Annotated in this window: 22 protein-coding genes; 20 read left to right on the forward strand and 2 right to left on the reverse strand. The window is 63.7% G+C overall.

Translation table 11 applies throughout. From position 1 onward, the window contains the following. Window positions 1-52 precede the first annotated feature (52 nt). Together leuS and NKH22_RS28180 are read left to right on the forward strand one after the other, a co-directional pair. Window positions 53-2,680, forward strand: a complete 2,628-nt coding sequence (gene leuS, locus NKH22_RS28175; protein WP_352911904.1) for a leucine--tRNA ligase — start codon at window positions 53-55, stop codon at window positions 2,678-2,680. Next, window positions 2,667-3,263 carry an LPS assembly lipoprotein LptE gene (locus NKH22_RS28180; protein ID WP_023815277.1) on the forward strand — a complete coding sequence of 199 codons (597 nt, stop codon included), beginning with the start codon at window positions 2,667-2,669 and terminating at the stop codon, window positions 3,261-3,263. The genes leuS and NKH22_RS28180 overlap by 14 nt, the downstream gene beginning before the upstream one ends. 89 nt (window positions 3,264-3,352) lie before the next feature. Here the strand turns inward: NKH22_RS28180 and fsa are convergent, their stop codons facing one another. Then, complete coding sequence (fsa, locus tag NKH22_RS28185) at window positions 3,353-4,009, reverse strand: fructose-6-phosphate aldolase (protein WP_352911907.1); 657 nt, start codon at window positions 4,007-4,009, stop codon at window positions 3,353-3,355. Between the two features lie 90 nt (window positions 4,010-4,099). Here fsa and NKH22_RS28190 point away from each other — a divergent pair, with 90 nt between their 5' ends. From NKH22_RS28190 to NKH22_RS28225, 8 genes are all read left to right on the forward strand, one after another. After that, window positions 4,100-6,283, forward strand: coding sequence for a primosomal protein N' (locus NKH22_RS28190; RefSeq protein WP_023684089.1), 2,184 nt, complete (start codon window positions 4,100-4,102; stop codon window positions 6,281-6,283). 36 nt (window positions 6,284-6,319) lie between these two features. Beyond that, entirely contained in the window at window positions 6,320-7,015 is a 696-nt protein-coding gene (locus NKH22_RS28195; RefSeq protein WP_352911910.1) for an aspartate/glutamate racemase family protein, read from the forward strand. A gap of 171 nt (window positions 7,016-7,186) precedes the next feature. Beyond that, window positions 7,187-7,582 carry an AGROH133_08824 family phage infection protein gene (locus NKH22_RS28200; protein ID WP_023684099.1) on the forward strand — a complete coding sequence of 132 codons (396 nt, stop codon included), beginning with the start codon at window positions 7,187-7,189 and terminating at the stop codon, window positions 7,580-7,582. A gap of 246 nt (window positions 7,583-7,828) precedes the next feature. Beyond that, window positions 7,829-8,389, forward strand: coding sequence for a F0F1 ATP synthase subunit delta (locus NKH22_RS28205; protein ID WP_352911912.1), 561 nt, complete (start codon window positions 7,829-7,831; stop codon window positions 8,387-8,389). Beyond that, window positions 8,389-9,918, forward strand: a complete 1,530-nt coding sequence (atpA, locus tag NKH22_RS28210) for a F0F1 ATP synthase subunit alpha (protein WP_023684101.1) — start codon at window positions 8,389-8,391, stop codon at window positions 9,916-9,918. The genes NKH22_RS28205 and atpA overlap by 1 nt, the downstream gene beginning before the upstream one ends. 34 nt (window positions 9,919-9,952) lie before the next feature. Beyond that, window positions 9,953-10,837: a F0F1 ATP synthase subunit gamma gene (locus tag NKH22_RS28215; protein WP_023668672.1), complete on the forward strand. Its 885-nt coding sequence runs from the start codon at window positions 9,953-9,955 to the stop codon at window positions 10,835-10,837. A 70-nt stretch (window positions 10,838-10,907) separates the two neighbouring features. Next, complete coding sequence (gene atpD / locus NKH22_RS28220; protein WP_023698224.1) at window positions 10,908-12,479, forward strand: F0F1 ATP synthase subunit beta; 1,572 nt, start codon at window positions 10,908-10,910, stop codon at window positions 12,477-12,479. 109 nt (window positions 12,480-12,588) lie between these two features. Next, window positions 12,589-12,996, forward strand: a complete 408-nt coding sequence (locus NKH22_RS28225; RefSeq protein ID WP_352497658.1) for a F0F1 ATP synthase subunit epsilon — start codon at window positions 12,589-12,591, stop codon at window positions 12,994-12,996. A gap of 100 nt (window positions 12,997-13,096) precedes the next feature. On the opposite strand, the gene NKH22_RS28230 is transcribed toward NKH22_RS28225, so the two are convergent. Continuing rightward, window positions 13,097-14,599 carry a mannitol dehydrogenase family protein gene (locus tag NKH22_RS28230; RefSeq protein WP_023818244.1) on the reverse strand — a complete coding sequence of 501 codons (1,503 nt, stop codon included), beginning with the start codon at window positions 14,597-14,599 and terminating at the stop codon, window positions 13,097-13,099. A gap of 175 nt (window positions 14,600-14,774) precedes the next feature. Here NKH22_RS28230 and uxaC point away from each other — a divergent pair, with 175 nt between their 5' ends. The 10 genes from uxaC to NKH22_RS28280 all read left to right on the forward strand — a co-directional run. Beyond that, window positions 14,775-16,184 carry a glucuronate isomerase gene (gene uxaC / locus NKH22_RS28235; RefSeq protein ID WP_352911917.1) on the forward strand — a complete coding sequence of 470 codons (1,410 nt, stop codon included), beginning with the start codon at window positions 14,775-14,777 and terminating at the stop codon, window positions 16,182-16,184. Between the two features lie 38 nt (window positions 16,185-16,222). Continuing rightward, window positions 16,223-17,200: a TRAP transporter substrate-binding protein gene (locus NKH22_RS28240; protein WP_023684104.1), complete on the forward strand. Its 978-nt coding sequence runs from the start codon at window positions 16,223-16,225 to the stop codon at window positions 17,198-17,200. A gap of 70 nt (window positions 17,201-17,270) precedes the next feature. After that, window positions 17,271-17,834 carry a TRAP transporter small permease gene (locus NKH22_RS28245; RefSeq protein WP_023693177.1) on the forward strand — a complete coding sequence of 188 codons (564 nt, stop codon included), beginning with the start codon at window positions 17,271-17,273 and terminating at the stop codon, window positions 17,832-17,834. Next, window positions 17,835-19,115 carry a TRAP transporter large permease gene (locus tag NKH22_RS28250; protein WP_023693176.1) on the forward strand — a complete coding sequence of 427 codons (1,281 nt, stop codon included), beginning with the start codon at window positions 17,835-17,837 and terminating at the stop codon, window positions 19,113-19,115. Window positions 19,116-19,153: 38 nt separating this feature from the next. Further along, a complete protein-coding gene (locus NKH22_RS28255; protein ID WP_023668680.1) occupies window positions 19,154-19,930 on the forward strand; it encodes a FadR/GntR family transcriptional regulator in 777 nt (258 codons plus the stop codon). 23 nt (window positions 19,931-19,953) lie between these two features. Continuing rightward, a complete protein-coding gene (gene kduI, locus NKH22_RS28260; RefSeq protein ID WP_352911922.1) occupies window positions 19,954-20,811 on the forward strand; it encodes a 5-dehydro-4-deoxy-D-glucuronate isomerase in 858 nt (285 codons plus the stop codon). Then, window positions 20,808-21,575 (forward strand): 2-dehydro-3-deoxy-D-gluconate 5-dehydrogenase KduD, encoded by a 768-nt coding sequence (kduD, locus tag NKH22_RS28265; RefSeq protein WP_352911925.1) that lies wholly within the window; start codon window positions 20,808-20,810, stop codon window positions 21,573-21,575. The genes kduI and kduD overlap by 4 nt, the downstream gene beginning before the upstream one ends. A gap of 10 nt (window positions 21,576-21,585) precedes the next feature. Continuing rightward, a complete protein-coding gene (locus NKH22_RS28270) occupies window positions 21,586-21,924 on the forward strand; it encodes a cupin domain-containing protein (RefSeq protein ID WP_023684110.1) in 339 nt (112 codons plus the stop codon). Between the two features lie 264 nt (window positions 21,925-22,188). Continuing rightward, entirely contained in the window at window positions 22,189-24,027 is a 1,839-nt protein-coding gene (gene recQ, locus NKH22_RS28275) for a DNA helicase RecQ (RefSeq protein ID WP_352911929.1), read from the forward strand. Between the two features lie 397 nt (window positions 24,028-24,424). Continuing rightward, a partial coding sequence (locus NKH22_RS28280) for a transposase (RefSeq protein ID WP_502908608.1) occupies window positions 24,425-24,555 on the forward strand: 131 nt, incomplete at its 3' end.

Below are 24,555 nucleotides of genomic sequence, written 5' to 3' on the forward strand. Positions count from 1 at the left end.
CCACCGGGCCTTGTCCGGCGGTCTGCGCCTGCTTTTAAGTGAAAATCATCCGATGGCAACCGAACGATACAATCCGCGCGCGTCAGAGCCCAAATGGCAGAAGGCCTGGGCCGAAAAGAAGCTGTTCGAAGCGCATAACAACGATCCAAAGCCGAAATACTACGTGCTGGAGATGTTCCCCTATCCCTCCGGGAAGATCCATATCGGCCACACCCGCAACTACACGATGGGCGATGTGGTGGCGCGCTACAAGCGGGCCAAGGGTTTTAACGTGCTGCACCCTATGGGCTGGGACGCTTTCGGCATGCCGGCCGAAAATGCGGCGATGCAGAACAAGGTCCATCCCAAGGAATGGACCTACGCCAACATCGCCGCCATGCGCGAGCAGCTCAAGATGATGGGCCTGTCGCTGGACTGGTCGCGCGAGTTCGCCACCTGCGACGTCGACTATTACCACCGCCAGCAGATGCTGTTCCTCGATTTCGTCGAGAAGGGGCTGGTGACGCGCAAATCCTCCAAGGTCAACTGGGACCCGGAGGACATGACGGTGCTCGCCAACGAGCAGGTCATCGACGGGCGCGGCTGGCGCTCGGGCGCGCTGGTCGAACAGCGCGAGCTGACGCAGTGGTTCTTCAAGATCACCGACTACGCGCAGGACCTGCTGGACTCGCTGGACGGGCTTGGCGAATGGCCGGAAAAGGTCAAGCTGATGCAGCAGAACTGGATCGGCCGCTCGGAAGGGCTGCTGATCCGTTGGCCGCTGGCCGCTCCGATCGGCGATGCGAACGAACTGGAAGTCTACACGACCAGGCCCGACACCATTTTCGGCGCCTCTTTCATGGCGGTCGCCGCCGACCATCCGCTGGCCAGGAAGGCCGCCGAGACCAATGTCGAGCTGGCCAAGTTCATCGACGAGGTCCGTCACATGGGCACCTCGGTGGCCGCGCTGGAGACTGCCGAGAAGAAAGGCTTCGACACCGGCATCCGCGTCGTGCATCCGTTCGACGACTCGTGGACCCTGCCGGTCTATGTCGCCAATTTCGTTTTGATGGAATACGGCACCGGCGCCATTTTCGGCTGCCCGTCGGGCGACCAGCGCGACCTCGATTTCGCCAACAGATACGGCCTGCCGGTGATCCCGGTGGTGATGCCGGAAGATGCCGACGCCAAGACCTTCCAGGTCACGGAAGAGGCCTATGTCGACGACGGCGTGATGATCAATTCACGTTTCCTCGATGGCATGAAGCCGGATCAGGCATTCGACGAAGTCGCAAAACTGCTGGAGCAGAAGGCCATCGGCGGCCGGCCGATGGCCGAGCGCAAGGTGAACTTCCGCCTGCGCGATTGGGGCATTTCGCGCCAGCGCTACTGGGGCTGCCCGATCCCGATGATCCATTGCGAGGATTGCGGCGTGGTGCCGGTGCCGAAGGCCGACCTGCCGGTCAAGCTGCCCGACGACATCGAATTCGACCGTCCCGGCAATCCGCTCGACCGTCATCCGACCTGGCGGCATGTCAAATGCCCGCAATGCGGCAAGGATGCGCGACGCGAGACCGACACGATGGACACGTTCGTCGATTCGTCGTGGTATTTCGCGCGCTTCACCGCGCCCTGGACCAACGAGCCGACGGAGCCGAAGGCTGCCGATGACTGGCTGGCCGTCGACCAGTATATTGGCGGCATCGAGCACGCGATCCTCCATCTGCTCTATTCGCGCTTCTTCACCCGCGCCATGCGCGCGACCGGGCATCTCGACCTGGCCGAGCCGTTCAAGGGCCTGTTCACGCAAGGCATGGTGGTGCATGAGACCTACCGCGTCGGCGGTGCGTCGAACAATGGCCGCTGGCTGTCGCCGGCTGAGGTCAGGATCGAGGATGTCGGCGGCAAGCGCCGCGCCATCGAGATCGCCACCGGCGAAGAGGCGGCGATCGGCTCACTCGAAAAGATGTCGAAGTCGAAGAAGAATACGGTAAGCCCGGAAGACATCACCGACGGCTACGGCGCCGACACCGCACGCTGGTTCATGCTGTCGGATTCGCCGCCCGAGCGCGACGTCGAATGGACGGACGATGGCGCCGCCGGCGCACATCGCTTCATCCAGCGTGTCTGGCGCCTGGTGTCCATTGCCGCCGAGACGCTTGACGGCGCCAAGCCGCAGGCGGCGCCGGAGGGCGAGGCGGGGGCCGTTTCCAAGGCCGCGCACAAGATCCTGAAGGCTATCGGCGAGGATATCGAGAAGCTCGGCTTCAACCGGGCCATCGCCCGCATCTACGAACTGGCCAATGCCTTGACCGCGCCGCTCAACGACGTCGCCGAGGGCAAGGCCGACGCGGCGCTGAAAGGCGCCTGCCGCGAGGCGGTGGAGATCCTTGTGCATGTGGTCGCGCCGGTCATGCCGCATCTGGCTGAAGAGTGCTGGCACACGCTCGGCGGCACCGATCTGGTCGCCGAACGGCCTTGGCCGGTCTACGATCCGGCACTGGTGGTCGACAACGAGATCGTGCTGCCGGTCCAGGTCAACGGCAAGAAGCGCGGCGATTTGACAATTGCCCGCGACGCGGACCAAGGTGCGGTCGAAAAAGCGGTTCTGGCTCTCGACTTCGTGCAGAAAGCGCTGGAAGGTAAGGCGCCCCGCAAGGTGATCATCGTGCCGCAGAGGATCGTCAATGTCGTTGCTTGACTTCAGAAGGATGGGGCCCGATCTGGAAAAGACGACGCGCTTGCTGCGCCGCACCGCGCTCTGCGGGCTGGTGGCCTCGATGACGCTGATTTCGGCCTGCACGGTCAGGCCGCTCTATTCGAGCGCGCCGCTGACGGCAGGCTCGACTGTCAGCGCGTCGGCGGAGCTCGCCTCGATCGCGGTCAAGCCGGTCAAGACCCGCTATGCCCAGCAGGTCCGCAACAATCTGATCTTCGCCTTCGGCCAGGGTGCCGGCGAAACGACGGCACCGGTCTACATGCTCGATCTCGGTGTCACCGAACTGGTCGAATCGGCCGCGGTGGTGCAGATCCAGACCGACGAAGACGAACCGACGGCAGGCACGGTGACGCTGACCGCAAACTATGTGCTGACCGATGCCAGGACCGGCGTGGTGATCGCCACCGGCAAGCGGTCGATCCCATCATCCTTCGACAAGCCGACGCAGGAGTTCGCTTCCTACCGGGCGCAGCTCGACGCTGAGAACCGCGCCGCGCGTGAACTGGCTGAAATGGTGAGCCTGTCCGTCGCCCAGGACTTGGTCAGGCACGGCAAGAAAGCCTGAGCATTCCCTGGCGCTGCCAACTAGACTTTTAGCAGTCCGCAACAAAAAGGCCGGTTTCCCGGCCTTTTTTCGTTTGTATCGAACCGATCTCAGCCGATCTTCTGGCCGGTCTTGGCCCAGTCGGCAGCGAACTGATCCAGGCCCTTGTCGGTCAACGGGTGCTTGACCAGCGCCTTCAGCGTCGCGGCCGGCGCGGTAACGACATCGGCGCCGATCAGGGCTGCCTGCTTGACGTGGTTCACGGTGCGAACCGAAGCGACGAGGATCTCGGTGTCGAAATCGTAATTGTCGTAGATCTGCCGGATCTCCTGGATCAGTTCCATGCCGTCCGCGCCGGTATCGTCGACGCGGCCGACGAAGGGCGAGATGAACGAGGCGCCGGCCTTGGCCGCCAGCAGCGCCTGGTTGGCCGAGAAGCACAGCGTTACATTGACCATGCGGTTCATCTCGGTGCGGATCGTCTTGCAGGCGCGCAGGCCGTCGAGCGTCAGCGGCACCTTGATGCAGACATTGTCGGCGATCTTGGCCAGGATGTTGGCCTCGGCCATCATGTCCTTGTATTCGGACGCCACGACCTCGGCCGAGACAGGACCCTTGACGATGTCGCAGATCTGCTTGGTGACCTCGGCGATCTTGCCGCCGGATTTCAGGATCAGCGAGGGATTGGTGGTCACGCCGTCGAGCAGCCCCAGGTCGTTCAGTTCCTTGATGTCCTTGATGTCAGCGGTGTCGACAAAAAATTTCATGGGGGTCTCCTGAAAGATTTCCATGTGCATGCCATGCACATTCCGGGTTGCCCTTTGATCTAGACCAAAGTCGGGGCAAGGTCACGCCCGATGATCGAAGATTCGCCCTTTGTCGCAGCCGCGCCGGTGCTGGTGCCGATGCCGGCCGAACGGCCCTACACCTACGCTGTGCCTGCCGGCGTGCGCGTGGTGCCGGGCTCGATCGTGCGCGTGCCGCTCGGTCCGCGCCAGGTTGCCGGCATCGTCTGGGATGGTGCGGTCGAGAATATCGACGCCAAAAAGCTGCGCCCGATCGAACAGGTCTTCGACTGCCCGCCGATCGACCGCGGCATGCGCCGCTTCGTCGACTGGGTGGCGCAGTACACGCTGTCGCCGCCCGGCATGGTGGCGCGCATGCTGTTGCGCGCGCCGGAGGCGTTCGATCCCGAACCATGGATCGAGGGCCTGCAGCGGACCCTCGTCATGCCCGACCGGATGACGGATGCCAGGACGCGCGTGCTGGAGACGGCGGAAGGGGGGCTTGCCTGGACGCGATCCGGCCTGGCGCACGCGGCGGGCGTGTCGTCGACGGTGGTCGAGGGACTCAAGGCGCAAGGCGTGTTCGAGACGGTGATGATCCCGCCTCGACCGGTGGTCGCCGCGCCCGATCCCTCCTACGCCATGCCGGAGCTGATGCCGGACCAGGCAGACGCGGCCGCCATGCTGCGCGCCAATGTCGCGGCCGCTGCTTTCAACGTCACGCTGCTCGACGGCGTCACCGGCTCGGGCAAGACGGAAGTTTATTTCGAGGCGGTGGCGGCAGCCCTCGACCAGGGCAGGCAGGTGTTGATCCTGCTGCCGGAGATCGCGCTGACGCATGCCTTCCTCGAACGCTTCCAGCAGCGTTTCGGCGCCAAGCCGGCGGAATGGCATTCCGACCTGCCGCCCCGAATGCGCGAAAAGGTCTGGCGACAGGTGGCGGAAGGCGGCGTGCGCGTCGTTGCCGGGGCGCGTTCGGCGCTGTTCCTGCCGTTCCGCGAGCTCGGGCTGATCGTCGTCGACGAGGAGCACGACCCCGCCTACAAGCAGGAGGATCGCGTCTTCTACAATGCGCGCGACATGGCGGTGGTGCGCGGCCATATCAGCGGCTTCCCGGTGGTGCTGGCGTCGGCGACGCCATCGGTCGAAAGCCGGGTCAATGCGCAGCAGGGCCGCTACAGCAGGGCGGTGCTGTCGGCGCGCTTTGCCGAAGCCGCGCTTCCCGATCTCAAGACGATCGACATGCGGCGCGCGCCGCCGGCCCGCGGCGGCTTTCTGTCGCCGCTGCTGATCGACCAGATGCAACGTACGCTGGAGAAGAAGGAGCAGTCGCTGCTGTTCCTCAACCGGCGCGGCTATGCGCCGCTGACGCTGTGCCGTGTCTGCGGCCACCGCTTCGGCTGCCCGGTTTGTTCGGCCTGGCTGGTCGAGCACCGCTTTCGCGGCCAACTCGTCTGCCATCATTGCGGGCACAATGAGAAGCGGCCGGAGGCTTGCCCGGAATGCGGCACGCTCGACCATCTGGTCGCCTGCGGGCCTGGCGTCGAGCGGATAGCTGAAGAAGTCGTGGCGCATTTCCCCGACGCGCGCACGATCGTCCTGTCATCCGATTTGATGGGTGGAGTGCGCCGGCTGCGGCTGGAGCTCGAGGCCATTGCCAATGGCGAGGCCGACATCGTCATCGGCACGCAGCTGGTCGCCAAGGGCCATAACTTTCCCAACATGACGCTGGTCGGTGTCGTCGATGCCGATCTCGGCCTCGCCAATGGCGATCCCCGCGCCGCTGAGCGCACCTTCCAGTTGCTCAGCCAGGTGACCGGCCGCGCCGGCCGCACCGGCAAGAAGAGCCTCGGCCTGCTGCAGACTTTCCAGCCGGACCATCCGGTGATGCGGGCGATCGTCTCGGGCGATGCCGAGGCCTTTTACGAACGCGAGATCACTGAGCGCGAACGGGCAGCCCTGCCGCCCTTCGGCAGGCTTGCCGGCGTCATCGTCAGTGCGGTGACGCGGGCCGAGGCCGAAGGCCACGCGCGCGGCCTGCGCCGTGCAGCACCCCAGGCCAGCGACCTGTTCGTGCTCGGTCCGGCCGAGGCGCCGCTGTCGCTGCTCGGTGGGCGCCATCGTTTCCGTTTGCTGATCCAGGGTGAAAAGCGCGCCGACATCCAAGGCTTCATCCGCACCATGCTGGCCGAAGGGCCGAAGCAACGCGGCTCGGTCCGCGTGCAGGTCGACATCGATCCGCAGAGCTTCTTGTAAGATTGATGGCGCAATTTTCAGCGGAGCAATGACGCTATGAAAACCCTTGGCCTGCTCGGTGGCATGAGCTGGGAATCGACCGCCATCTATTACCGCTTGCTCAACGAGATCGTGCGCGAGCGGCTCGGCGGGCTGCATTCGGCAAAGCTGTTGCTCCATTCCTTCGATTTCGCCGAGATCGCCGAGCGGCAGCATCATGGCGACTGGGACGGTGCGGGCGAGCTTCTGGCGGATGCCGCGCGCAAGCTGGAGGCGGGCGGCGCCGAAGGGCTGCTGATTTGCACCAACACCATGCACAAGCTTGCCGATCAGGTGCAGGCGGCGGTGTCCATTCCACTTATCCACATCGCCGATGCCACGGCGGTTGCGGTGAAGGGCGCCGGCGTCAAGCGGCCGGCGCTGCTGGCGACGCGCTTCACCATGGAGCAGGATTTTTACAAGGGCCGGCTGACGGAGAAATATGGGCTGCAGCCGGTGGTGCCGGACCAGGCCGGGCGCGACATGGTGCACAGCGTGATCTATGACGAGCTCTGCCAGGGCATCGTCAGCGCGCCATCGAAGGCGGCCTATATCGATGAGGTCGCCCACCTGCGGCGCGATGAGAAGATCGACGGCGTCATCATGGGCTGCACCGAGATCACCATGCTGATCGGCGAGCGCGATTTCGACATTCCGGTGTTCGACACCACGCGTATCCATGCCGAGGCAGCGGTCGAATTCGCCCTCGCTTGATATGCCTCTTTATTGGGGCATGATCTTTTCCGAAAACCGGAAACCACTTTTTGCTTCGCTGACCTTCGGTTCGGGATCATGCTCCCGAATCTGCCGGCCGCCATCTGGCGCGCGGTCTTTCCTTCGCTAGAATGACCGCGATTTCAGACAGCCATTTATCGAGGGGACAAGATGGAATTTGCGTTTCCGTGGCCGACCAGCCAGGGCGAATGGCTGGCTTGGTCTAGCGCCGTCGTCACCTTGGCGCTCGGTCTGCTGTTTTTCCTCGCGCCAGGGCTGGCATTTCGGATTCTGCGGCTGCAGGTCCGGCCCGAAAGGGCAGCGGCAATCGCGGAAGGGCGCGGCCGGATGTCGGGCTTCTATCTCGGCGTCAGCCTGTGCTGCATTCTGTTGGCGCAGCCGTGGCTCTATATGGCACTCGGCTTTTCCTGGCTGTTCACCGCTTTTGGCCGTTTGCTGTCGATGATGTCGGACGGCGCCAACACGCCTTTCAACTGGGCGTCGATCGTCGTCGAACTCGTCCTGGCCGCGTTGCCGCTCGCCTTCGTCTTCGGCTTTCTGCCCTGAATCGGCAGCCAATCCAAAGGCTTCGGTTGAACTCTGCGGCCGGATGCGACAATAGTGCCCGAAAAGCATGCGGAACGACGCATTGCGGTCTTAAAATGCCTGTGCTAGACGGCAATCGACTTTCGGCCGGGGATAGCGGAAGCCGCGCCTCCGTGCTTGGAAAAACTTAGTAAGGTCAAAGATTTAGCCAGAGTTTTTGCTCGCGCCAACAATCTGCGGCCTGTCAGACAAGAGAAAAGACGGTCCGTGGCTCAATCGTCATCGCCAATCTCGGGTGTCGCAGAACGCTACGCGGGTTCGCTGTTCGAACTTGCGCTGCAGTCGAATTCGGTGGCCAAGGTCGAGGCCGACCTCAACAGTTTCGCCAGGATGCTGGATGACAGCGCCGACCTGACGCGCCTCATCAACAGCCCGGTGTTCTCCAGCGAGGACCAGGCCAAGGCAATCGCGTCGATCGCCGACAAGGCCGGCATCACCGGCCTGACCGGCAATTTCCTGCGCGTCGTCGCCCGCAACCGCCGGCTCTTCGCGGTGCCCGGCATGATCAAGGCATTTCGCCGGATCTCTGCCGAACAGCGCGGTGAGACATCAGCCGAGGTCACTTCGGCGCATGAACTGACGGCTGCCCAGCAGACGGAACTCAAGGCCGCGCTGAAAAGCGTCGCCGGCAAGGACGTGGCCATCACTGTTACCGTCGATCCGTCGCTGCTCGGCGGGCTGGTGGTCAAGATGGGCTCGCGCCAGATCGATACGTCGCTCAAAACCAAACTCAATTCGCTCAAGCTTGCACTGAAAGAGGTCGGCTGATGGACATCCGCGCCGCGGAAATTTCCGCAATTCTCAAAGACCAGATCAAGAATTTCGGCAAGGAGGCCGAGGTCTCCGAAGTCGGCCAGGTGCTGTCCGTCGGTGACGGTATCGCTCGCGTCTACGGCCTCGACAATGTCCAGGCCGGCGAAATGGTCGAGTTCCCCGGCGGCATCCGCGGCATGGCGCTCAACCTCGAAGCCGACAATGTCGGCGTCGTCATCTTCGGCGCCGACCGCGACATCAAGGAAGGCGACATCGTCAAGCGCACCGGCGCCATCGTCGATACGCCTGTCGGCATGGGCCTGCTCGGCCGCGTCGTCGACGCGCTCGGCAATCCGATCGACGGCAAGGGCCCGATCAAGGCGACCGAACGCAAGCGCGTCGACGTCAAGGCGCCAGGCATCATCCCGCGCAAGTCGGTCAACGAGCCGATGTCGACCGGCCTCAAGGCCATCGATGCGCTGATCCCCGTTGGCCGCGGCCAGCGCGAGCTGGTCATCGGCGATCGCCAGACCGGCAAGACCGCGATCATCCTCGACACGATGCTCAACCAGAAGGCCGTGCACGACAACGGGCCGGAAAAGGAAAAGCTCTACTGCGTCTACGTCGCCATCGGGCAGAAGCGCTCGACGGTCGCGCAGTTCGTGAAGGTTCTCGAAGAGCGCGGCGCCCTTGAATATTCGATCATCGTCGCCGCCACAGCTTCCGATCCGGCGCCGATGCAGTTCCTGGCGCCGTTCACCGGCGCCACCATGGGCGAATATTTCCGCGACAACGGCATGCATGCGCTGATCAGCTATGACGATCTGTCGAAGCAGGCCGTCGCCTATCGCCAGATGTCGCTCTTGCTGCGCCGCCCGCCGGGTCGCGAAGCCTATCCGGGCGACGTGTTCTACCTGCATTCGCGCCTGCTCGAGCGCGCCGCCAAGCTCAACGACGATCTGGGTGGCGGTTCGCTGACCGCGCTGCCGATCATCGAGACGCAGGCCAACGACGTGTCGGCCTACATCCCGACCAACGTGATCTCGATCACCGACGGCCAGATCTTCCTCGAAACCAACCTGTTCTTCCAGGGCATCCGTCCGGCGGTCAACGTCGGCCTGTCGGTGTCGCGCGTCGGTTCGTCGGCGCAGATCAAGGCGATGAAGCAGGTCGCCGGCTCTATCAAGGGCGAGCTCGCGCAGTACCGCGAAATGGCTGCGTTCGCGCAGTTCGGCTCCGATCTCGACGCCGCCACGCAGCGCCTGCTCAACCGCGGCTCGCGCCTGACCGAACTTCTGAAGCAGCCGCAGTTCTCGCCGCTCAAGGTCGAGGAGCAGGTCACGGTGATCTTCGCCGGCGTCAACGGCTATCTCGACAAGCTTGCGCTGAACCAGGTCGGCAAGTTCGAGCACGGCCTGCTCAGCCATATGCGCTCGGCCGGCAAGGACGTGCTGGACGGCATCCGCAAGGAAAAGGCGCTGTCGGACGATCTGCGCGCCAAGCTGAAGGCCGAGATCGACGCCTTCGCCAAGACCTTCGCTTGAGAAGAAGCCGGACGCTCGGGATCAGGTTTGAAGCATGCCTTCATTAAAAGACCTTCGTAACCGTATCGCCTCGGTCAAGGCGACGCAGAAGATCACCAAGGCGATGCAGATGGTCGCCGCGGCGAAGCTGCGTCGCGCGCAGGAAGCAGCGGAGGCGGCGCGTCCCTATTCCGAGCGGATGGGTGCGGTGCTGGCCAATATCACGCAGGCGATCGGCGGCGGCGGCGATGCCCCGGCGCTGATGACCGGCACCGGCAAGGACGATGTGCATCTGCTCGTCGTCTGCACCGCCGAGCGCGGCCTGTGCGGCGGCTTCAACTCGCAGATCGCACGTCTGGCCCGCGACCATATCCGCCGGCTTCTGGCCGACGGCAAGCAGGTCAAGATCATCTGCGTCGGCAAGAAGGGTTTCGACATTCTGCGCCGAGACTATGCCTCGCTGATTATCGACCGCGTCGACCTGCGCGATGTCAAGAAGCTCGGCTTCGTCAATGCCGATGCGATCGCCCGTAAGATCATCCATCTGTTCGGCGAAGGCGGCTTCGATATCTGCACGCTGTTTTATTCGCAGTTCAAGTCGGTGATCAGCCAGATTCCGACCGCGCAGCAGATCATTCCTGCCGGCGTGGCTTCCGCTCCCGCCGAAGCGACCGCGGGTGGCAATGCCGTCTACGAATACGAGCCGGAGCCGGGCGAGATCCTCACCGACCTCATTCCGCGCAACATCTCGGTCCAGGTCTTCCGCGCGCTGCTCGAAAACGCAGCCGGCGAGATGGGCGCCAAAATGAGCGCCATGGACAATGCAACGCGCAATGCCGGCGACATGATCAACAAACTGTCGATCACCTATAACCGCCAGCGGCAGGCGCAGATCACCAAGGAACTGATCGAAATCATTTCGGGCGCCGAAGCGCTCTAGGCGCGACCGCCAGGAGGTCATCGACCTTCTGATGGAGCGTGAGAAACAAAGGACGAGAAGGGTAAAGACGATGGCGAAAGCAGCGACCCCCGCGAAGACGGCCCCCAAGGCGGCCGCAAAGGCTCCGGCAGCAGCGGCGAAGGCCGCTCCGGCCAAGAAGGCGGCCGCGCCCGCCAAGGCCGCGGCTCCGGCAGTGAAGACGACGAGCGTTGCCGTCAAGAAGACCGGCGCCATCGGCAAGGTTCGCCAGGTCATCGGCGCCGTCGTCGACGTGCAGTTCGGCGATCATCTGCCGGCCATTTTGAACGCCATCGAAACCTCCAATGTCGGCAACCGCCTGGTGCTCGAAGTTGCCCAGCATCTGGGCGAAAACACCGTGCGCTGTATCGCCATGGATTCCACCGAAGGCCTGGTTCGCGGCCAGGACGTCTATGACACCGGCGCGCCGATCACCGTTCCGGTCGGCCCGGGCATGCTCGGCCGCATCATCAACGTCATCGGCGAGCCGGTCGACGAAGAAGGCCCGGTCGACGGCATCGAGATGCGCGCCATCCACCAGCCGGCGCCTACCTATGTCGAACAGTCGACGGAAGCGCAGATCCTGATCACCGGCATCAAGGTGCTCGACCTTCTGGCGCCCTACGCCCGCGGAGGCAAGATCGGCCTGTTCGGCGGCGCCGGCGTCGGCAAGACGGTTCTGATCCAGGAGCTGATCAACAACGTCGCCAAGGCGCATGGCGGCTTCTCGGTCTTCGCCGGCGTCGGCGAGCGCACCCGCGAGGGCAACGATCTTTATCACGAGTTCATCGAGTCCGGCGTCAACAAGAAGGGCGGCGGCGAAGGCTCCAAGGCGGCACTGGTCTATGGCCAGATGAACGAGCCGCCGGGCGCGCGTGCCCGCGTCGGCCTGACCGGCCTGACGGTCGCCGAATATTTCCGCGACCAGGGCCAGGACGTGCTGTTCTTCGTCGACAACATCTTCCGCTTCACGCAGGCCGGTTCTGAAGTGTCGGCGCTGCTCGGCCGTATTCCTTCGGCCGTGGGTTACCAGCCAACGCTGGCCACCGACATGGGTGCGCTGCAGGAACGCATCACCACAACGACCAAGGGTTCGATCACTTCGGTGCAGGCGATCTACGTGCCGGCCGACGATTTGACCGACCCGGCGCCTGCGACCTCGTTTGCCCACCTGGACGCGACGACCGTGCTCAACCGCGCGATCTCGGAAAAGGGCATCTACCCCGCCGTCGATCCGCTCGACTCGACCTCGCGCATGCTCGATCCGCTGGTCGTCGGCGAGGAGCACTATGCCGTCGCCCGCCAGGTGCAGTCGATCCTCCAGCGCTACAAGTCGCTGCAGGACATTATCGCCATCCTTGGCATGGATGAGCTGTCGGAAGAGGACAAGCAGACGGTGGCCCGCGCCCGCAAGATCGAGCGCTTCCTGTCGCAGCCGTTCTTCGTCGCCGAAGTGTTTACGGGTGCGCCGGGCAAGCTGGTCGACCTCGCCGACACAATCAAGGGCTTCAAGGGCCTCTGCAACGGCGACTACGATCACCTGCCGGAAGCCGCCTTCTACATGGTCGGCGGCATCGACGAAGCGGTCGAGAAGGCTCAGCGCCTGGCGGCTGAAGCAGCGTAATCAAGGCAATAGGGAGTAGTCAGTAGTCAGTAGTGAATAGCGGCCGGGTGATCAGGACAGCTGTCCTCGCCCTACTCCCCACTCACTATTCCCTACTCACTAAATTGACATGGCTGAAGCTTTCAAGTTCGAACTGGTCTCGCCGGAGCGCCTCCTGGTTTCCGAGCAGGTCGAGTCTGTCGTCATTCCAGGCGCCGAAGGTGAAATGACGGTCATGGCGCACCATGCGCCGGTCATGACCACGATCAAGCCGGGCGTCGTCACGCTGAAGACAGCGGCTGGCAAGGAAGAGCGCTATGTGGTGTTCGGCGGCTTTGCCGACATCGTCCCGGCCGGCTGCACGCTGCTGGCCGAATCGGCGGTCGCCGTCGGCGATATCGACCGCGCCGATCTCGCCCGCCGCATCCAGGAAGCCAAGGAAGACGCCGCCGACGCCAAGGACGACCAGAGCCGCAGCAAGGCGGAGCAGTTCCTTAGCCAGCTTACCACGCTCGAAGGCGCGCTGCTGCCGGCGTAAGCCGCAGAATGATTGGACGTGATCCGAGAGGTCATGGTCGGGCAAAGGTATGAAACAGGCCGGGCTTAAGCCCGGCTTTTTGTATCCGGGCGACGTCAGGTCACCTGGTCTTTCCCGGTACACCCAGTGCCGCGAGCGCGAGCGCCACCCCGCCCTGCAGGATATGCTCGCGATGGGCGGCAACCAGTTCGATCAGCGTCTGGCGCTCGGGGCTGCCGCTGGCGAAGCCGGCGAGGTCAAACACCGTCACCACCCGTTCCAGCGTCGGCTGCGCTCCGAGCGCGGCCAGCGTCGCGTCGAGCGGATCGGTGAAGTGGGCTTCCGGCAGGTCCTTGCCGCGCGCCTCGCAGGCGGCGATCCAGGCGGCGATCACCAGCGTCAGATGCTCCGGGACCAGGCCGGCCTGGATGCGCGCGATGGCGGTAGCGACAATGCGCTGCGGCAATTTCTGGCTGCCGTCATTGGCGATCTGCGCCGTGCGGTGGGCAAGCGCTGTGTTGGAGAAACGTTCGGCAAGTTCGGCCGTATAGGCTGACGTGTCGAGCCCGGCATCCCCAGGCAATGTCGGGATGGCCTCGGCCCAGAGCCGGTCGACGAACGCGCGGATCGCGGGATCCGCGAAGGCGCGGTCGACGGTGACGTGGCCGCTGAGCAGGCCGATATAGGCGATGCCCGAATGGGCGCCGTTGAGCAGCCGAAGCTTCATGTCCTCGAACGGCCGGACATCCTCGACCATGGTGACGCCGAATTTCTCCCAGGCCGGGCGGCCGGCTGGAAACCTGTTTTCGATCACCCATTGCCGGAACGGTTCGGTCATCACCGGCCAGGCGTCCTCGAGGCCGAGTTCGACCGCGATGCGCGCCCGGTCGGCATCGGTGGTTGCCGGCACGATGCGGTCGACCATGCTCGATGGGAATGCAACGTCATCGGCTATATGACCGGCGAGGGCAGCGTCGCCTGAAGCAGCAGCGCCGGCATCGCGCAGTTTTGCAAACCCGACCAGCAGCCGGTGCAGCGTGGCGCCATTGGCCGGAAGGTTGTCGCAGCACAGCACGGTGAAGGGCGGCGTGCCGGCGGCCCGGCGTCGCACCAGCGCTTCCGCCAGGAATCCATGCGCTGTCCTGGGAGATCCGGGATTGCCCAGATCGTGGACGATATCGGGATGGTTTTCGTCGAGGCTGCCGTCGGCGGCCCTGAGATAGGCCTTTTCGGTGATGGTCAGGGTGACGATGCGGGTGCGCGGGTCGGTCAGCGCGGCCAGCACCGCGCCGGGGTCTTCCGGCGCGACCAGCATCGACTGGATCGAGCCGATAATGTGCAGCGCTTCGCCATCGCTGCCGCGCACCGCCAGCGTGTAGAGCCCGTCCTGTGGCGTCAGCGCATCGCGCGTGTCGGGGCTGCGCAGCGAGACGCCGACAATGCCCCAGCCGGTCTCGCCGGCCGCTAGGCAGTCATCGACATAGGCGGCCTGATGGGCACGGTGGAAGGCTCCAACGCCGAGATGGACGATGCCTGGGGCGACACTGGCGCGATCATAGGGGGGGACCGCGACCGAGGCCGGCAAGGATTGCACTGTTGCGTTGGAAAGGCGTCTGCTGGTCATGGCGCGGCTTGTCGCTGGATGGTGTGCGGGGCGGGATCTGCTAGCGGCGTAACATCCGCTCTTCCGCCGCACAATGACCTGACGCCGGTTAAAAGTCATCATACAACAATCCAGTTTTTGTATGTTGACATTATTTCTTTCCAATCCTACCGATATCGCCCCTGGGAGGAACGACGTGGCGGGACTGACCGATCCGGATCTGCTTTTTGCCGCCGAAGGGCGCGCGCTGTCGATCGCGCGCGATCTCCATGCCGGCATCAAGGACCTGCCGATCATCAGCCCGCACGGCCACACCGATCCGCGTTGGTATGCGCTCAACGAGCCATTCCCCGATCCCGCGCAATTGCTGGTGGTGCCCGACCACTACATTTTCCGTATGCTGTTCAGCCAGGGCGTGCGGCTGGAAGATCTCGGCGTCCCGACCCTCGACGGCTCGCCGGTCGAGACCGATCCCAGGGCGATCTGGCGGCGCTTCGCCGAGCACTATTACCTCTTTCGCGGCACGCCGACGCGGTTGTGGCTCGACCATGTGCTCGAGCATCTGTTCGGCATCGAAGAGCCGCTCAACGCCAGCACCGCTAGCCGCCATTACGACACCATCGCGGCGCTTTTGCAGCGCGACGATTATCGCCCACGCGCGCTGTTCGAGCGCTTCAACATCGAGGTCATCGCGACGACCGAGGGCGCACTCGACGATCTCCAATGGCACAAGACGATCCGCGACAGCGGCTGGCAGGGCCGCGTCATCACTGCCTACAGGCCGGATGCCGTCGTCGATCCCGACTTCGAAGGATTTTCGGCCAATCTCGATCGTCTGGGCGAGATCACCGGCTGCGACACCGGCACATGGGCCGGCTATCTCGACGCGCATCGCAATCGCCGCGCTTTCTTCAAAAGCTTCGGCGCAACCTCATCGGACCACGGCCATCCGACGGCCGAGACCGCCAATCTTTCCGATGCGGCGGCGGAAGAGCTGTTCAACCGCATCCGCCGCGGCTCGGACGACGAGCGCGAGCGCAAGCTGTTTCGCGCCCAGATGCTGACCGAGATGGCCAAGATGAGCCGCGACGACGGGCTGGTCATGCAGATCCATCCCGGCTCATGGCGCAACCATTCGCCCGGAATTTTTCAGAGATTCGGCCGCGACAAAGGCTTCGATATTCCGACCCGCACCGACTATGCCGCGGCGCTCAAACCCTTGCTCGACTGCGTCGGGCTGGAGCGCGACCTCTCCATCATTCTGTTCACGCTCGACGAGACCAGCTACGCGCGCGAACTGGCGCCGCTGGCCGGCGTCTATCCGGCGCTGAAGCTCGGGCCTGCCTGGTGGTTCCATGACAGCCCGGAAGGCATGCGCCGGTTCCGCGAGATGACCACCGAGACCGCCGGCTTCTACAACACTGTCGGTTTCAACGACGACACCCGCGCCTTTCCATCCATACCCGCCCGCCACGATGTGGCGCGCCGGGTTGACTGCGCCTTTCTCGCCCGTCTCGTCGCCGAGCACCGGCTGCGTGAGGACGAGGCGCATGAGCTGGCGCGGGAGCTTGCCTACACGCTTGCCAAGAAGGCGTACCGGCTGTGAGCCGGGCGCGTGGAATTTTAAAAGGGAGGAAGACAGTCATGTTGCATTTTTCAAAACTGATGGCAGCCACATTCGCCTTCGGCTCGCTGATGATCGGCGTTGCCGGCGCCCAGACCGTACTGCGCTCGGCCGACACCCATCCGGACGGGTATCCGACCGTCGAGGCGGTCAAATATCTCGGCGAGCTCATCAAGGAGCGCACCGCCGGCCGCTATTCGGTCGAGGTCTATCATTCGGCGCAGCTCGGCGAGGAAAAGGACACGATCGAGCAGACGCAGACCGGTGTCATCGATCTGAACCGCGTCTCGATGGGTCCGTTCAACGGCATCGTGCCGGAAACCGCGGTGCCGTCGCTGCCCTACATGTTCCGTTCGGTCGAGCACATGCGCCATGTCATGGACGGGCCGATCGGCGACGAGATCCTCAAGGCATTCGAGACGCATGATCTGGTCGGCCTTGCCTTCTACGATTCCGGCGCCCGCTCCTTCTACAACACCAAGAAGGACATCACCTCGATCGCCGATCTGAAAGGCATGAAGTTCCGCGTCATCCAGTCCGACGTGTTCGTCGACATGGTCAACGCGCTTGGCGCAAATGCCACGCCGATGGCCTATGGCGAGGTCTATTCGGCGCTCGAAACCGGCGTCATCGACGGCGCCGAGAACAACTGGCCCAGCTTCGAATCCGCCAAGCACTACGAAGTCGCCAAGCACTATACCGTCGACCAGCACCAGATCGTGCCGGAAGTGCTGGTAATGTCGAAATCGAGCTGGGACAGACTGACGCCGGAAGACCAGGCGATCGTCAAGCAGGCGGCCAAGGATAGCGTCGTCAAGATGCGCGAATTGTGGGACGCGCAGGAGAAGAAGTCGCGAGAGATCGTCGAGAAGGCCGGCGTCAAGGTCAGCGAGATCGACAAGCAGCCGCTGATCGATGCGATGAAGCCGGTCTACGACAAGTATCTGAAGACGCCGGAGCTCAAGGACCTCGCGACGCGCATCCAGGCGACCAAGTGATTTTCTGGCGGGGCGGCATGGCGCCGCCCCGCCAATCGCTTTTAGGGGACGGAAAGACCGGGAGGATCGGATGACTGCGAGAACGGCCAGGAGCGGAGCGCCACCGCGCTTCAGTGCAGTGCTTTCGAAGATTTGCGACGGTGCGCTCTATCTCGCGGGCATCGGGATGGTCGCCATGACCGCGCTTGTTGCCTACCAGGTGTTTTCCCGCTTCGTGCTCAACGCGTCACCGAGCTGGACCGAAGTCACCGCCATCATGCTGATGAACTGGTTCATTTTCCTGGGCGCTGCCGTCGGCGTGCGCGAGAATTACCATATGGGCTTCGACGTGCTGCTCTATATCCTGCCCAAGGGCAGCAAATGGGCGCTGCGCACCCTGTCCGACCTGATCGCGTTCGGCTTCGGCTTCGGCATGGTCTGGTACGGCTGCAAGCTGGTCGGGCTGACCTGGCGGACCATCATCCCGGCGCTCGAGCTTCCCGGCGGTTTCGACTATCTGCCGCTGGTCGCCGGCGGCTTTCTGATCTGCCTGTTCTCGGCCGAACGCATCGTGCTGCGCTGGTCCGGCGCCGACATCGACAAGGATATCAATCTCGAGGAAGTGCCGGAAATGCCGGCCGTGCAGGAGGCCTAGATGGAACTCTGGATCCTGTTCGGCGTCTTCACGCTTTTGATGTTTGCCGGCACGCCGATCGCCTTTTGCCTGGGTGCGGCGTCCTTCGCCACCGTGCTTTATCTCGGCCTGCCGCCCCTGGTGGTGTTCCAGCAATTGAAGTCGGGCATGTCGGCGTTCTCGCTGATGGCGATCCCGTTCTTCATCTTTGCCGGCGACCTGATGGTGCGCGGCGGCATCGCGCAACGCATCGTTTCCTTTGCCGGCTCGCTGGTCGGTCATGTCCGCGGTGGGCTCGGTCAGGTCAACATCATCGCCGCGACGTTGTTCGGCGGCATTTCCGGCTCGGCGGTGGCGGAAGCCGCTGCCGTCGGCGGGCTGATGATCCCGCAGATGAAAGCGCGCGGCTACGGCGCCGACTACGCCGTCAACGTGACGTCGATGGCGGCGCTGATCGCGCTGCTTCTGCCGCCGTCGCAGAACATGATCATCTATTCGATCGCCGGCGGCGGCAAGATTTCGATCGCCGACCTGTTCACCGCCGGTATCCTGCCTGGCCTGCTGTTCGCTGCTTCGCTGATGGTCACTGCCTATTTCGTCGCCCGCAGCCGAGGCTACCCGGTCGAGGCCTTTCCCGGCTTCTCGCGTGTCGGCGAGCTGGCGGTCATCGCCATCCCCGGACTTCTGCTTATCGGTATCATCTTCGGCGGCGTTCGCTCGGGCGTTTTCACGGCGACGGAAAGCTCCTGCATCGCCATCATCTACGCCTTGCTGGTCACCGTCTTCGTCTACCGGTCGATGGCCTGGGGCGATTTCGTCCATGCCACAAAGGGCGCGGTGCGCACGACCTCGATGGTGCTGCTGATCATCGGCACGGCGGCCTCGTTCAGCTGGCTGATGGCCTATCTCAAAGTGCCGGTGCTGCTGATCGCAGGCATGAACGCCATCTCCACCGATCCGCTGGTGGTGCTGCTTCTGCTCAACGTCCTGATGCTGCTGCTCGGCACCTTCATGGACATGGGGCCGATGATCATCATCTGCACGCCGATCTTCCTGCCGTTGGTCACCCATTACGGCGTCGACCCCGTGCATTTCGGCGTCATCACCATCCTCAATCTCGGCATTGGCCTGAACACACCGCCGGTCGGCACGGTGCAGTTCGTCGCCTGTGCCGTCGGCAAGATTACGGTCTGGGAAGCGATGCGCTCGATCTGGCCGTTCTATGGCGCGGGCATCGTGGTCCTGGGGCTGGTCACCTATATTCCGGCGATTTCGCTCTGGTTGCCGAGCGTGTTCAAATAGGGCGTCTTCAAATAGACGTCTTCAAACAGGGGTGCGATATGGCATCGGATAGCGCTGTTGATCTCAGGGTCGAGAGAAAACCCAAACTGTCGGAGACCGTCGTCGCTGCGATCCGCAAGCAGCTGCAGGCGGGCGAGATCCTGCCCGGCTACAAATTGCCGACCGAAGGACAACTGACCGAGACCTTCGGCGTCAGCCGCACCGTCATCCGCGAAGCGCTGGCCAAGCTCGCCGCCGACGGGCTGGTCGAGGCGCGCCAGGGCGCAGGCGTGTTCGTCACCGAGCACATCTCAACGATGTTCGGCGCGCTCGCCGCCGACATGGGCAGCAAGGATTCCATCGCGCTCAATGTGCTCGAAGTGCGCCTGGCCGTCGAAATCGAATCGGCCGGGCTCGCCGCCATTCGCCGCAACGCCGCGCAGGAAGCAGCGATCCAGGAAGCGTTCTTCGAATTCGAACGGCTGCTGCTCAACAGCGAGCCGACCGGTCCGGCCGATCTCGCCTTCCACCGGGCAATCGCCAGCGCCACCAACAACCCGTTCTATGTCGAGATGCTCGATGTGCTCGGACGCCGCGCCATTCCTTGCGACGTGACCTCGCCCTGGTCGACCGAACTGGTGCAATCCGACAGCTATCAGCGAGGGCTGCAACGCGAGCATCTGGTGATCCTGAATGCGATCACCTCAGGCGACGCCGAAGCCGCGCGCGAGGCGATGCGCGCTCATCTCACCGCCAGCCAAGAGCGCTACCGCGAGCGGCTGCACGCCCGCCAGGTCTACTACGCCGACTCGGTCAAGGCGTCGGCAACCAAATAGCCATTCATTCAGCTGGAGCAGCAATGACTCAAAGTCACCCGCATACCGATTTCACCTCGCGTTTCGCCATCGACCCGGTCGCCGCTGCTTCCATGGGCACCGACGAACTGCGTCACAATTTCCATATTGACGACCTGTTCCAGCAGGGACGCATCAGCCTGACCTACACCCATTATGACCGCATGATCGTTGGCGGCGCCGTGCCGGAAGGGACAGCGCTGCCGCTGGAGGCGATCAAGCCGACGGGGACCAAGAATTTTCTCGACCGCCGCGAACTGATCATCGTCAACATCGGCGGCGCCGGCTCGGTGACGGCAAATGGCGAGACCCACCAGTTGCAGGCACGTGACATGCTCTATCTCGGCATGGGCAGCACCGACGTTTCGTTCGCATCGGCCGATGAGGGCGCACTGGCCAAGTTCTATCTGCTCAGCGCGCCTGCGCATCACACCCATCCCAACCGGCTGATCCGCATTGGCGATGCCAAGCGCCTCGATCTCGGCAGCAAGGAAACCTGCAACGAACGCTCCATCTTCCAGTTCATCCATGCCGATGGCGTCAAGACCTGCCAACTGGTGGTCGGTATGACCCAACTGGCGCCGGGCTCGGTGTGGAACACCATCCCTTGCCATGTGCATGACCGGCGCATGGAGGCCTATCTCTATTTCGACCTGCCGGAGACGGCGCGCGTCTTCCATTTCATGGGCGAGCCGGACGAAACGCGGCATCTGGTGATGGCCAACGAGGAGGCGGTGCTGTCGCCGGGCTGGTCGATCCATTCGGGGGCCGGCACCTTGAACTATGCCTTCATCTGGGCGATGGCCGGCGACAATGTCGACTACACCGATGTCGACCCGGTGCCGCTGGGCGAACTGCGTTGAGCGGCCATTCCTCCTTCAGCCTGGCCGGCAAGCGCGTCCTGGTCACCGGCGCAAACACCGGCATCGGCCAGGGCATCGCGGTCTCGATCGCGCGCGCCGGCGGCATCGTCATCGGTGTCGGCCGCTCTGTGATGGACGACACGGAAAGACAAGTCGCGGAAGCCGGCGGCCAGTTCGAGACTGTGCGGTGCGATCTCGCCGATCATGTTGCCGCCAAGGCCATGCTCGACCAGGTGTGGGAGAAGACCGGCCCGATCGACGGGCTGGTCAACAATGCCGGCATCATCCGCCGCGCCGATGCGGTCGATTTCTCCGAGGCCGATTGGGACGACGTCATCGACGTCAATCTGAAGACGCTGTTCTTCCTCAGCCAGGGTTTTGCCAGGCGCGTGCTGGCCGATTCCGGGCAGCGCGGCAAGATCGTCAACATCGCCTCGGTGCTGAGTTTCCAGGGCGGTATTCGTGTCGCGTCCTACACCGCGTCGAAACATGGCGCGCTCGGCATAACCCGGCTGCTGGCCTGCGAATGGGCGGCAAAAGGCATCAACGTCAACGCCATTGCGCCCGGCTATATCGAAACCAACAACACCGAGGCGTTGCGCGCCGATCCCGACCGCAGTGCTGCCATCCTGGCACGCATCCCGGCGGGACGTTGGGGCGGGCCGGAAGACATAGGCGATGCCGCCGTGTTCCTGCTGGCGCCAGCGTCCGACTATATGCATGGCGCGGTGGTTCCCGTGGACGGCGGCTGGCTGGCGCGATGAGGAGATGGTCATGATTGAAGCCAAGATTTTCGCACAGCCCGGCGAGAGCGCCTGGACGCCGACGCCGGACGGCAACAGACGCCGCGTTCTCGTCTCCACCGATGAGCTGATGATGGTCGAGTTCGGCTTCGACAAGGGCGGCGTCGGCGCACTGCATTCGCACCCGCATGTCCAGGCCAGCTATGTCGCCGAAGGTCGCTTCGAGGTGACCATCGACGGCCGCACCGCGACCATCGAGACCGGCGGCAGCTTCATCGTGCCGTCCAATCTGGTGCACGGCGTCAAGGCGCTGGAGGCCGGGCGCCTGGTCGACAGCTTTACCCCGCACCGCGCCGATTTCCTGGCCTGAACCTTTTTCGGCAATTCCAGAAACAGGAAACCCGCGCCTCCTGGGTAGGCGCGGGCTGTTGCCTGTGCGCTCGTGGCGCAGCGGTACTCGAAACATCGCCGCAGGGTTGGACGGTGCCGCAACATGGTGAAGATAGGTTTAACGATGCCAATCAGGTCGATCGCCGGTGGGGTGTTGCTGCTGCTTGTTGTGGTCACGCAGGGGCTGCGCTAATCGTTCTGTCCACGCCGCTGCTTCGGGCGGCCGATCGCAAAAACATCAGTGATGCAGATATCGACGACAAGCGTGCCGACGCACGATCCCAAACGGCGCGTCCTCAAGGACGTGTTCGGCTTCGACGATTTCCGTCCCGGACAGGCCGCGGTGATGGAGGCGCTGCTTGGCGGCCGCCATGTGCTGGCCGTCATGCCAACGGGTGCCGGCAAATCGCTGTGCTACCAGGTTCCGGCGCTGGTCAAGGGTGGGCTGACCATTGTCGTTTCGCCGCTAGTGGCGCTGATGCAGGATCAGGTCGCGGCACTGCGCCTCGCCGGCGTCGCCGCCGATACGATCAATTCCTCGATCGACCGTGATGCCAATGTCGCGGCATGGCGCCGCGTCGCGTCGGGCCAGACGCGGCTGCTCTACCTCGCGCCGGAACGGCTGATGACCGAGCGGATGCTGGATGCGCTTGCCAGGCTCGATGTCAGCCTGATCGCCATCGACGAGGCGCATTGCATTTCGCAGTGGGGGCCGGCGTTCCGGCGCGAATATGAAGACCTGTCGCAGCTGCGTGGCATCTTTCCCGACGTACCGATCATTGCGGTGACGGCGACGGCGGACGAGACGACGCGGGCAGACATCGAGAGACGGCTGTTTGGCGGGCGTGTCGAAACGCAGGTGCTTGGCTTCGACCGGCCCAACATCAAGCTTGCCATCGAGCCCAAGCAGGACAGCAAGCGGCAGTTGCTCAACTTCATCGAGCGCCATCAGGGGCGCAGCGGCATCGTCTACTGCCTGTCGCGCAAGAAGACCGAAGAGATGGCGGCATTCCTCGAAAAGAACGGCGTGACCGCGCTCGCCTATCACGCCGGGATGAGCAAGGAGGCGCGTGATGCCAACCAGAACGCCTTCATGACGCTGTCGGGCGTCGTCATGGTGGCGACCATCGCCTTCGGCATGGGGATCGACAAGCCTGATGTCGCCTATGTCTTCCACACCGACCTGCCGGGCAGCCTCGAAGCCTATTACCAGGAAATCGGCCGCGCCGGTCGCGACGGCCGGGCGGCGGAGGCGCATATGCTTTACGGCCTTGGCGACATCCGCATGCGCCGCATGTTCATCGACGACGAGGACGCCGCTGTCGAACACAAGCGCCGCTCGCATGGCCGGCTCGATACGCTGATCGGCTATTGCGAGACGGCCGAGTGCCGCCGCCAGGTGCTGCTCGGTTATTTCGGTGAAGAGGCGGTCCCTTGCGGCAATTGCGACAATTGCCTGGAACAGGCGCCGCGCGCCGACGGCACCGCCGAGGCGCGCCTCATCCTGGCGGCGGTGGCGCAGAGCGGCGAGCGCTTCGGCGCCGGCCATGTCATCGACATCCTGATCGGCCACGAGACTGAAAAGATCGCGGCAAGGGGGCATCACAGGCTGGCAGCCTTCGGCAATGGCGCCGCGCACAAGAAGGATTTTTGGCAATCTATGATTCGCCAGCTGGTCGCGAACGGTTTCCTGATGCCGGACCCGGCCGGCCATGGCGGGTTGGCCATCGCGGACAAGGGCCACGCACTCGGCCGGGGCGAGGTGCCGTTCCAGTATCGGGTCGAGATGCGCACGCGCGCCGCGCGCCGCGCGGCTCGCGCCGGGCAGAGCCCCCAGAGCGAAAATGTAGATGCGTCGCTGCTCGCGGCGCTCAAGACGCTGCGGCTGCGTCTGGCCAAGGAACGCCAGGTGCCGGCCTATGTGGTGTTTTCGGATCGTACACTGATCGACATGGCCGAGCGTCGTCCGCAAGACCTCGACGATTTCGCCGAAGTGAATGGCGTCGGTGCGGCCAAGCTCAAGGAGTTCGGCAAGGTTTTTCTGAGCGCCATTGCCGCGCACTTTTCCGAGGCGTCAGGCTGAGAGGCTTTTGCTGGACCAAAGCCCGATCGGCATAAGTACGCCTTCAACTTGCCCGCCCGCTTATCCTTTCATTTGGGCGCTACCCTGCCGTAGGGGAATGGCCTTCCAAATTGTATGGAACCGTGACGACAACACACATTCCTGAATCTATGCGGTCGATTCTTCGGATGTAGCCGTGACTATGGAAACCCGCTGTTGCGCGCGGATGGCGGTTTTCTCGGCCTTGGAGACGCTACGTCGGCAGCCGCTATCCGCTGACCCGAATGGTATGATTCAGACCATCTTTGTTGTTGAAAACCGGTAGTGTGCTGAGAGTTCTGCAAATTCGCTGAGAGGGGGCGGTCATGGCAGGCTGGTGATTGTTCACGTCACCTGATTCCCGCGAAGGAACGCCACCATGACCAAGACTGAAGTTAAGACCGCCAGCGCTGCCGTCAAAGACATTTTGCTTTCGAACCCGGATGGATTGCACGAAGTGCTCCGTGCGGTGATGCAGGAGGTGCTTGAGGCCGAGATGGACGAGGCGCT

Source organism: Mesorhizobium sp. M1252 (assembly GCF_040318265.1).
GTDB lineage: Bacteria > Pseudomonadota > Alphaproteobacteria > Rhizobiales > Rhizobiaceae > Mesorhizobium.

Excerpts from the sequence above, each read along its gene's own strand:
- atpA (WP_023684101.1), top strand. The coding sequence starts at position 8,389 with ATGGACATCCGCGCCGCGGAAATTTCCGCAATTCTCAAAGACCAGATC.
- NKH22_RS28180 (WP_023815277.1), top strand. The coding sequence starts at position 2,667 with ATGTCGTTGCTTGACTTCAGAAGGATGGGGCCCGATCTGGAAAAGACG.
- NKH22_RS28255 (WP_023668680.1), top strand. The coding sequence starts at position 19,154 with ATGGCATCGGATAGCGCTGTTGATCTCAGGGTCGAGAGAAAACCCAAA.
- NKH22_RS28270 (WP_023684110.1), top strand. The coding sequence starts at position 21,586 with ATGATTGAAGCCAAGATTTTCGCACAGCCCGGCGAGAGCGCCTGGACG.
- NKH22_RS28245 (WP_023693177.1), top strand. The coding sequence starts at position 17,271 with ATGACTGCGAGAACGGCCAGGAGCGGAGCGCCACCGCGCTTCAGTGCA.
- kduI (WP_352911922.1), top strand. The coding sequence starts at position 19,954 with ATGACTCAAAGTCACCCGCATACCGATTTCACCTCGCGTTTCGCCATC.
- atpD (WP_023698224.1), top strand. The coding sequence starts at position 10,908 with ATGGCGAAAGCAGCGACCCCCGCGAAGACGGCCCCCAAGGCGGCCGCA.
- NKH22_RS28230 (WP_023818244.1), bottom strand. The coding sequence starts at position 14,599 with ATGACCAGCAGACGCCTTTCCAACGCAACAGTGCAATCCTTGCCGGCC.
- recQ (WP_352911929.1), top strand. The coding sequence starts at position 22,189 with ATGCAGATATCGACGACAAGCGTGCCGACGCACGATCCCAAACGGCGC.
- NKH22_RS28250 (WP_023693176.1), top strand. The coding sequence starts at position 17,835 with ATGGAACTCTGGATCCTGTTCGGCGTCTTCACGCTTTTGATGTTTGCC.
- NKH22_RS28240 (WP_023684104.1), top strand. The coding sequence starts at position 16,223 with ATGTTGCATTTTTCAAAACTGATGGCAGCCACATTCGCCTTCGGCTCG.
- NKH22_RS28200 (WP_023684099.1), top strand. The coding sequence starts at position 7,187 with ATGGAATTTGCGTTTCCGTGGCCGACCAGCCAGGGCGAATGGCTGGCT.
- NKH22_RS28195 (WP_352911910.1), top strand. The coding sequence starts at position 6,320 with ATGAAAACCCTTGGCCTGCTCGGTGGCATGAGCTGGGAATCGACCGCC.
- NKH22_RS28225 (WP_352497658.1), top strand. The coding sequence starts at position 12,589 with ATGGCTGAAGCTTTCAAGTTCGAACTGGTCTCGCCGGAGCGCCTCCTG.
- NKH22_RS28190 (WP_023684089.1), top strand. The coding sequence starts at position 4,100 with ATGATCGAAGATTCGCCCTTTGTCGCAGCCGCGCCGGTGCTGGTGCCG.
- fsa (WP_352911907.1), bottom strand. The coding sequence starts at position 4,009 with ATGAAATTTTTTGTCGACACCGCTGACATCAAGGACATCAAGGAACTG.
- NKH22_RS28215 (WP_023668672.1), top strand. The coding sequence starts at position 9,953 with ATGCCTTCATTAAAAGACCTTCGTAACCGTATCGCCTCGGTCAAGGCG.
- leuS (WP_352911904.1), top strand. The coding sequence starts at position 53 with ATGGCAACCGAACGATACAATCCGCGCGCGTCAGAGCCCAAATGGCAG.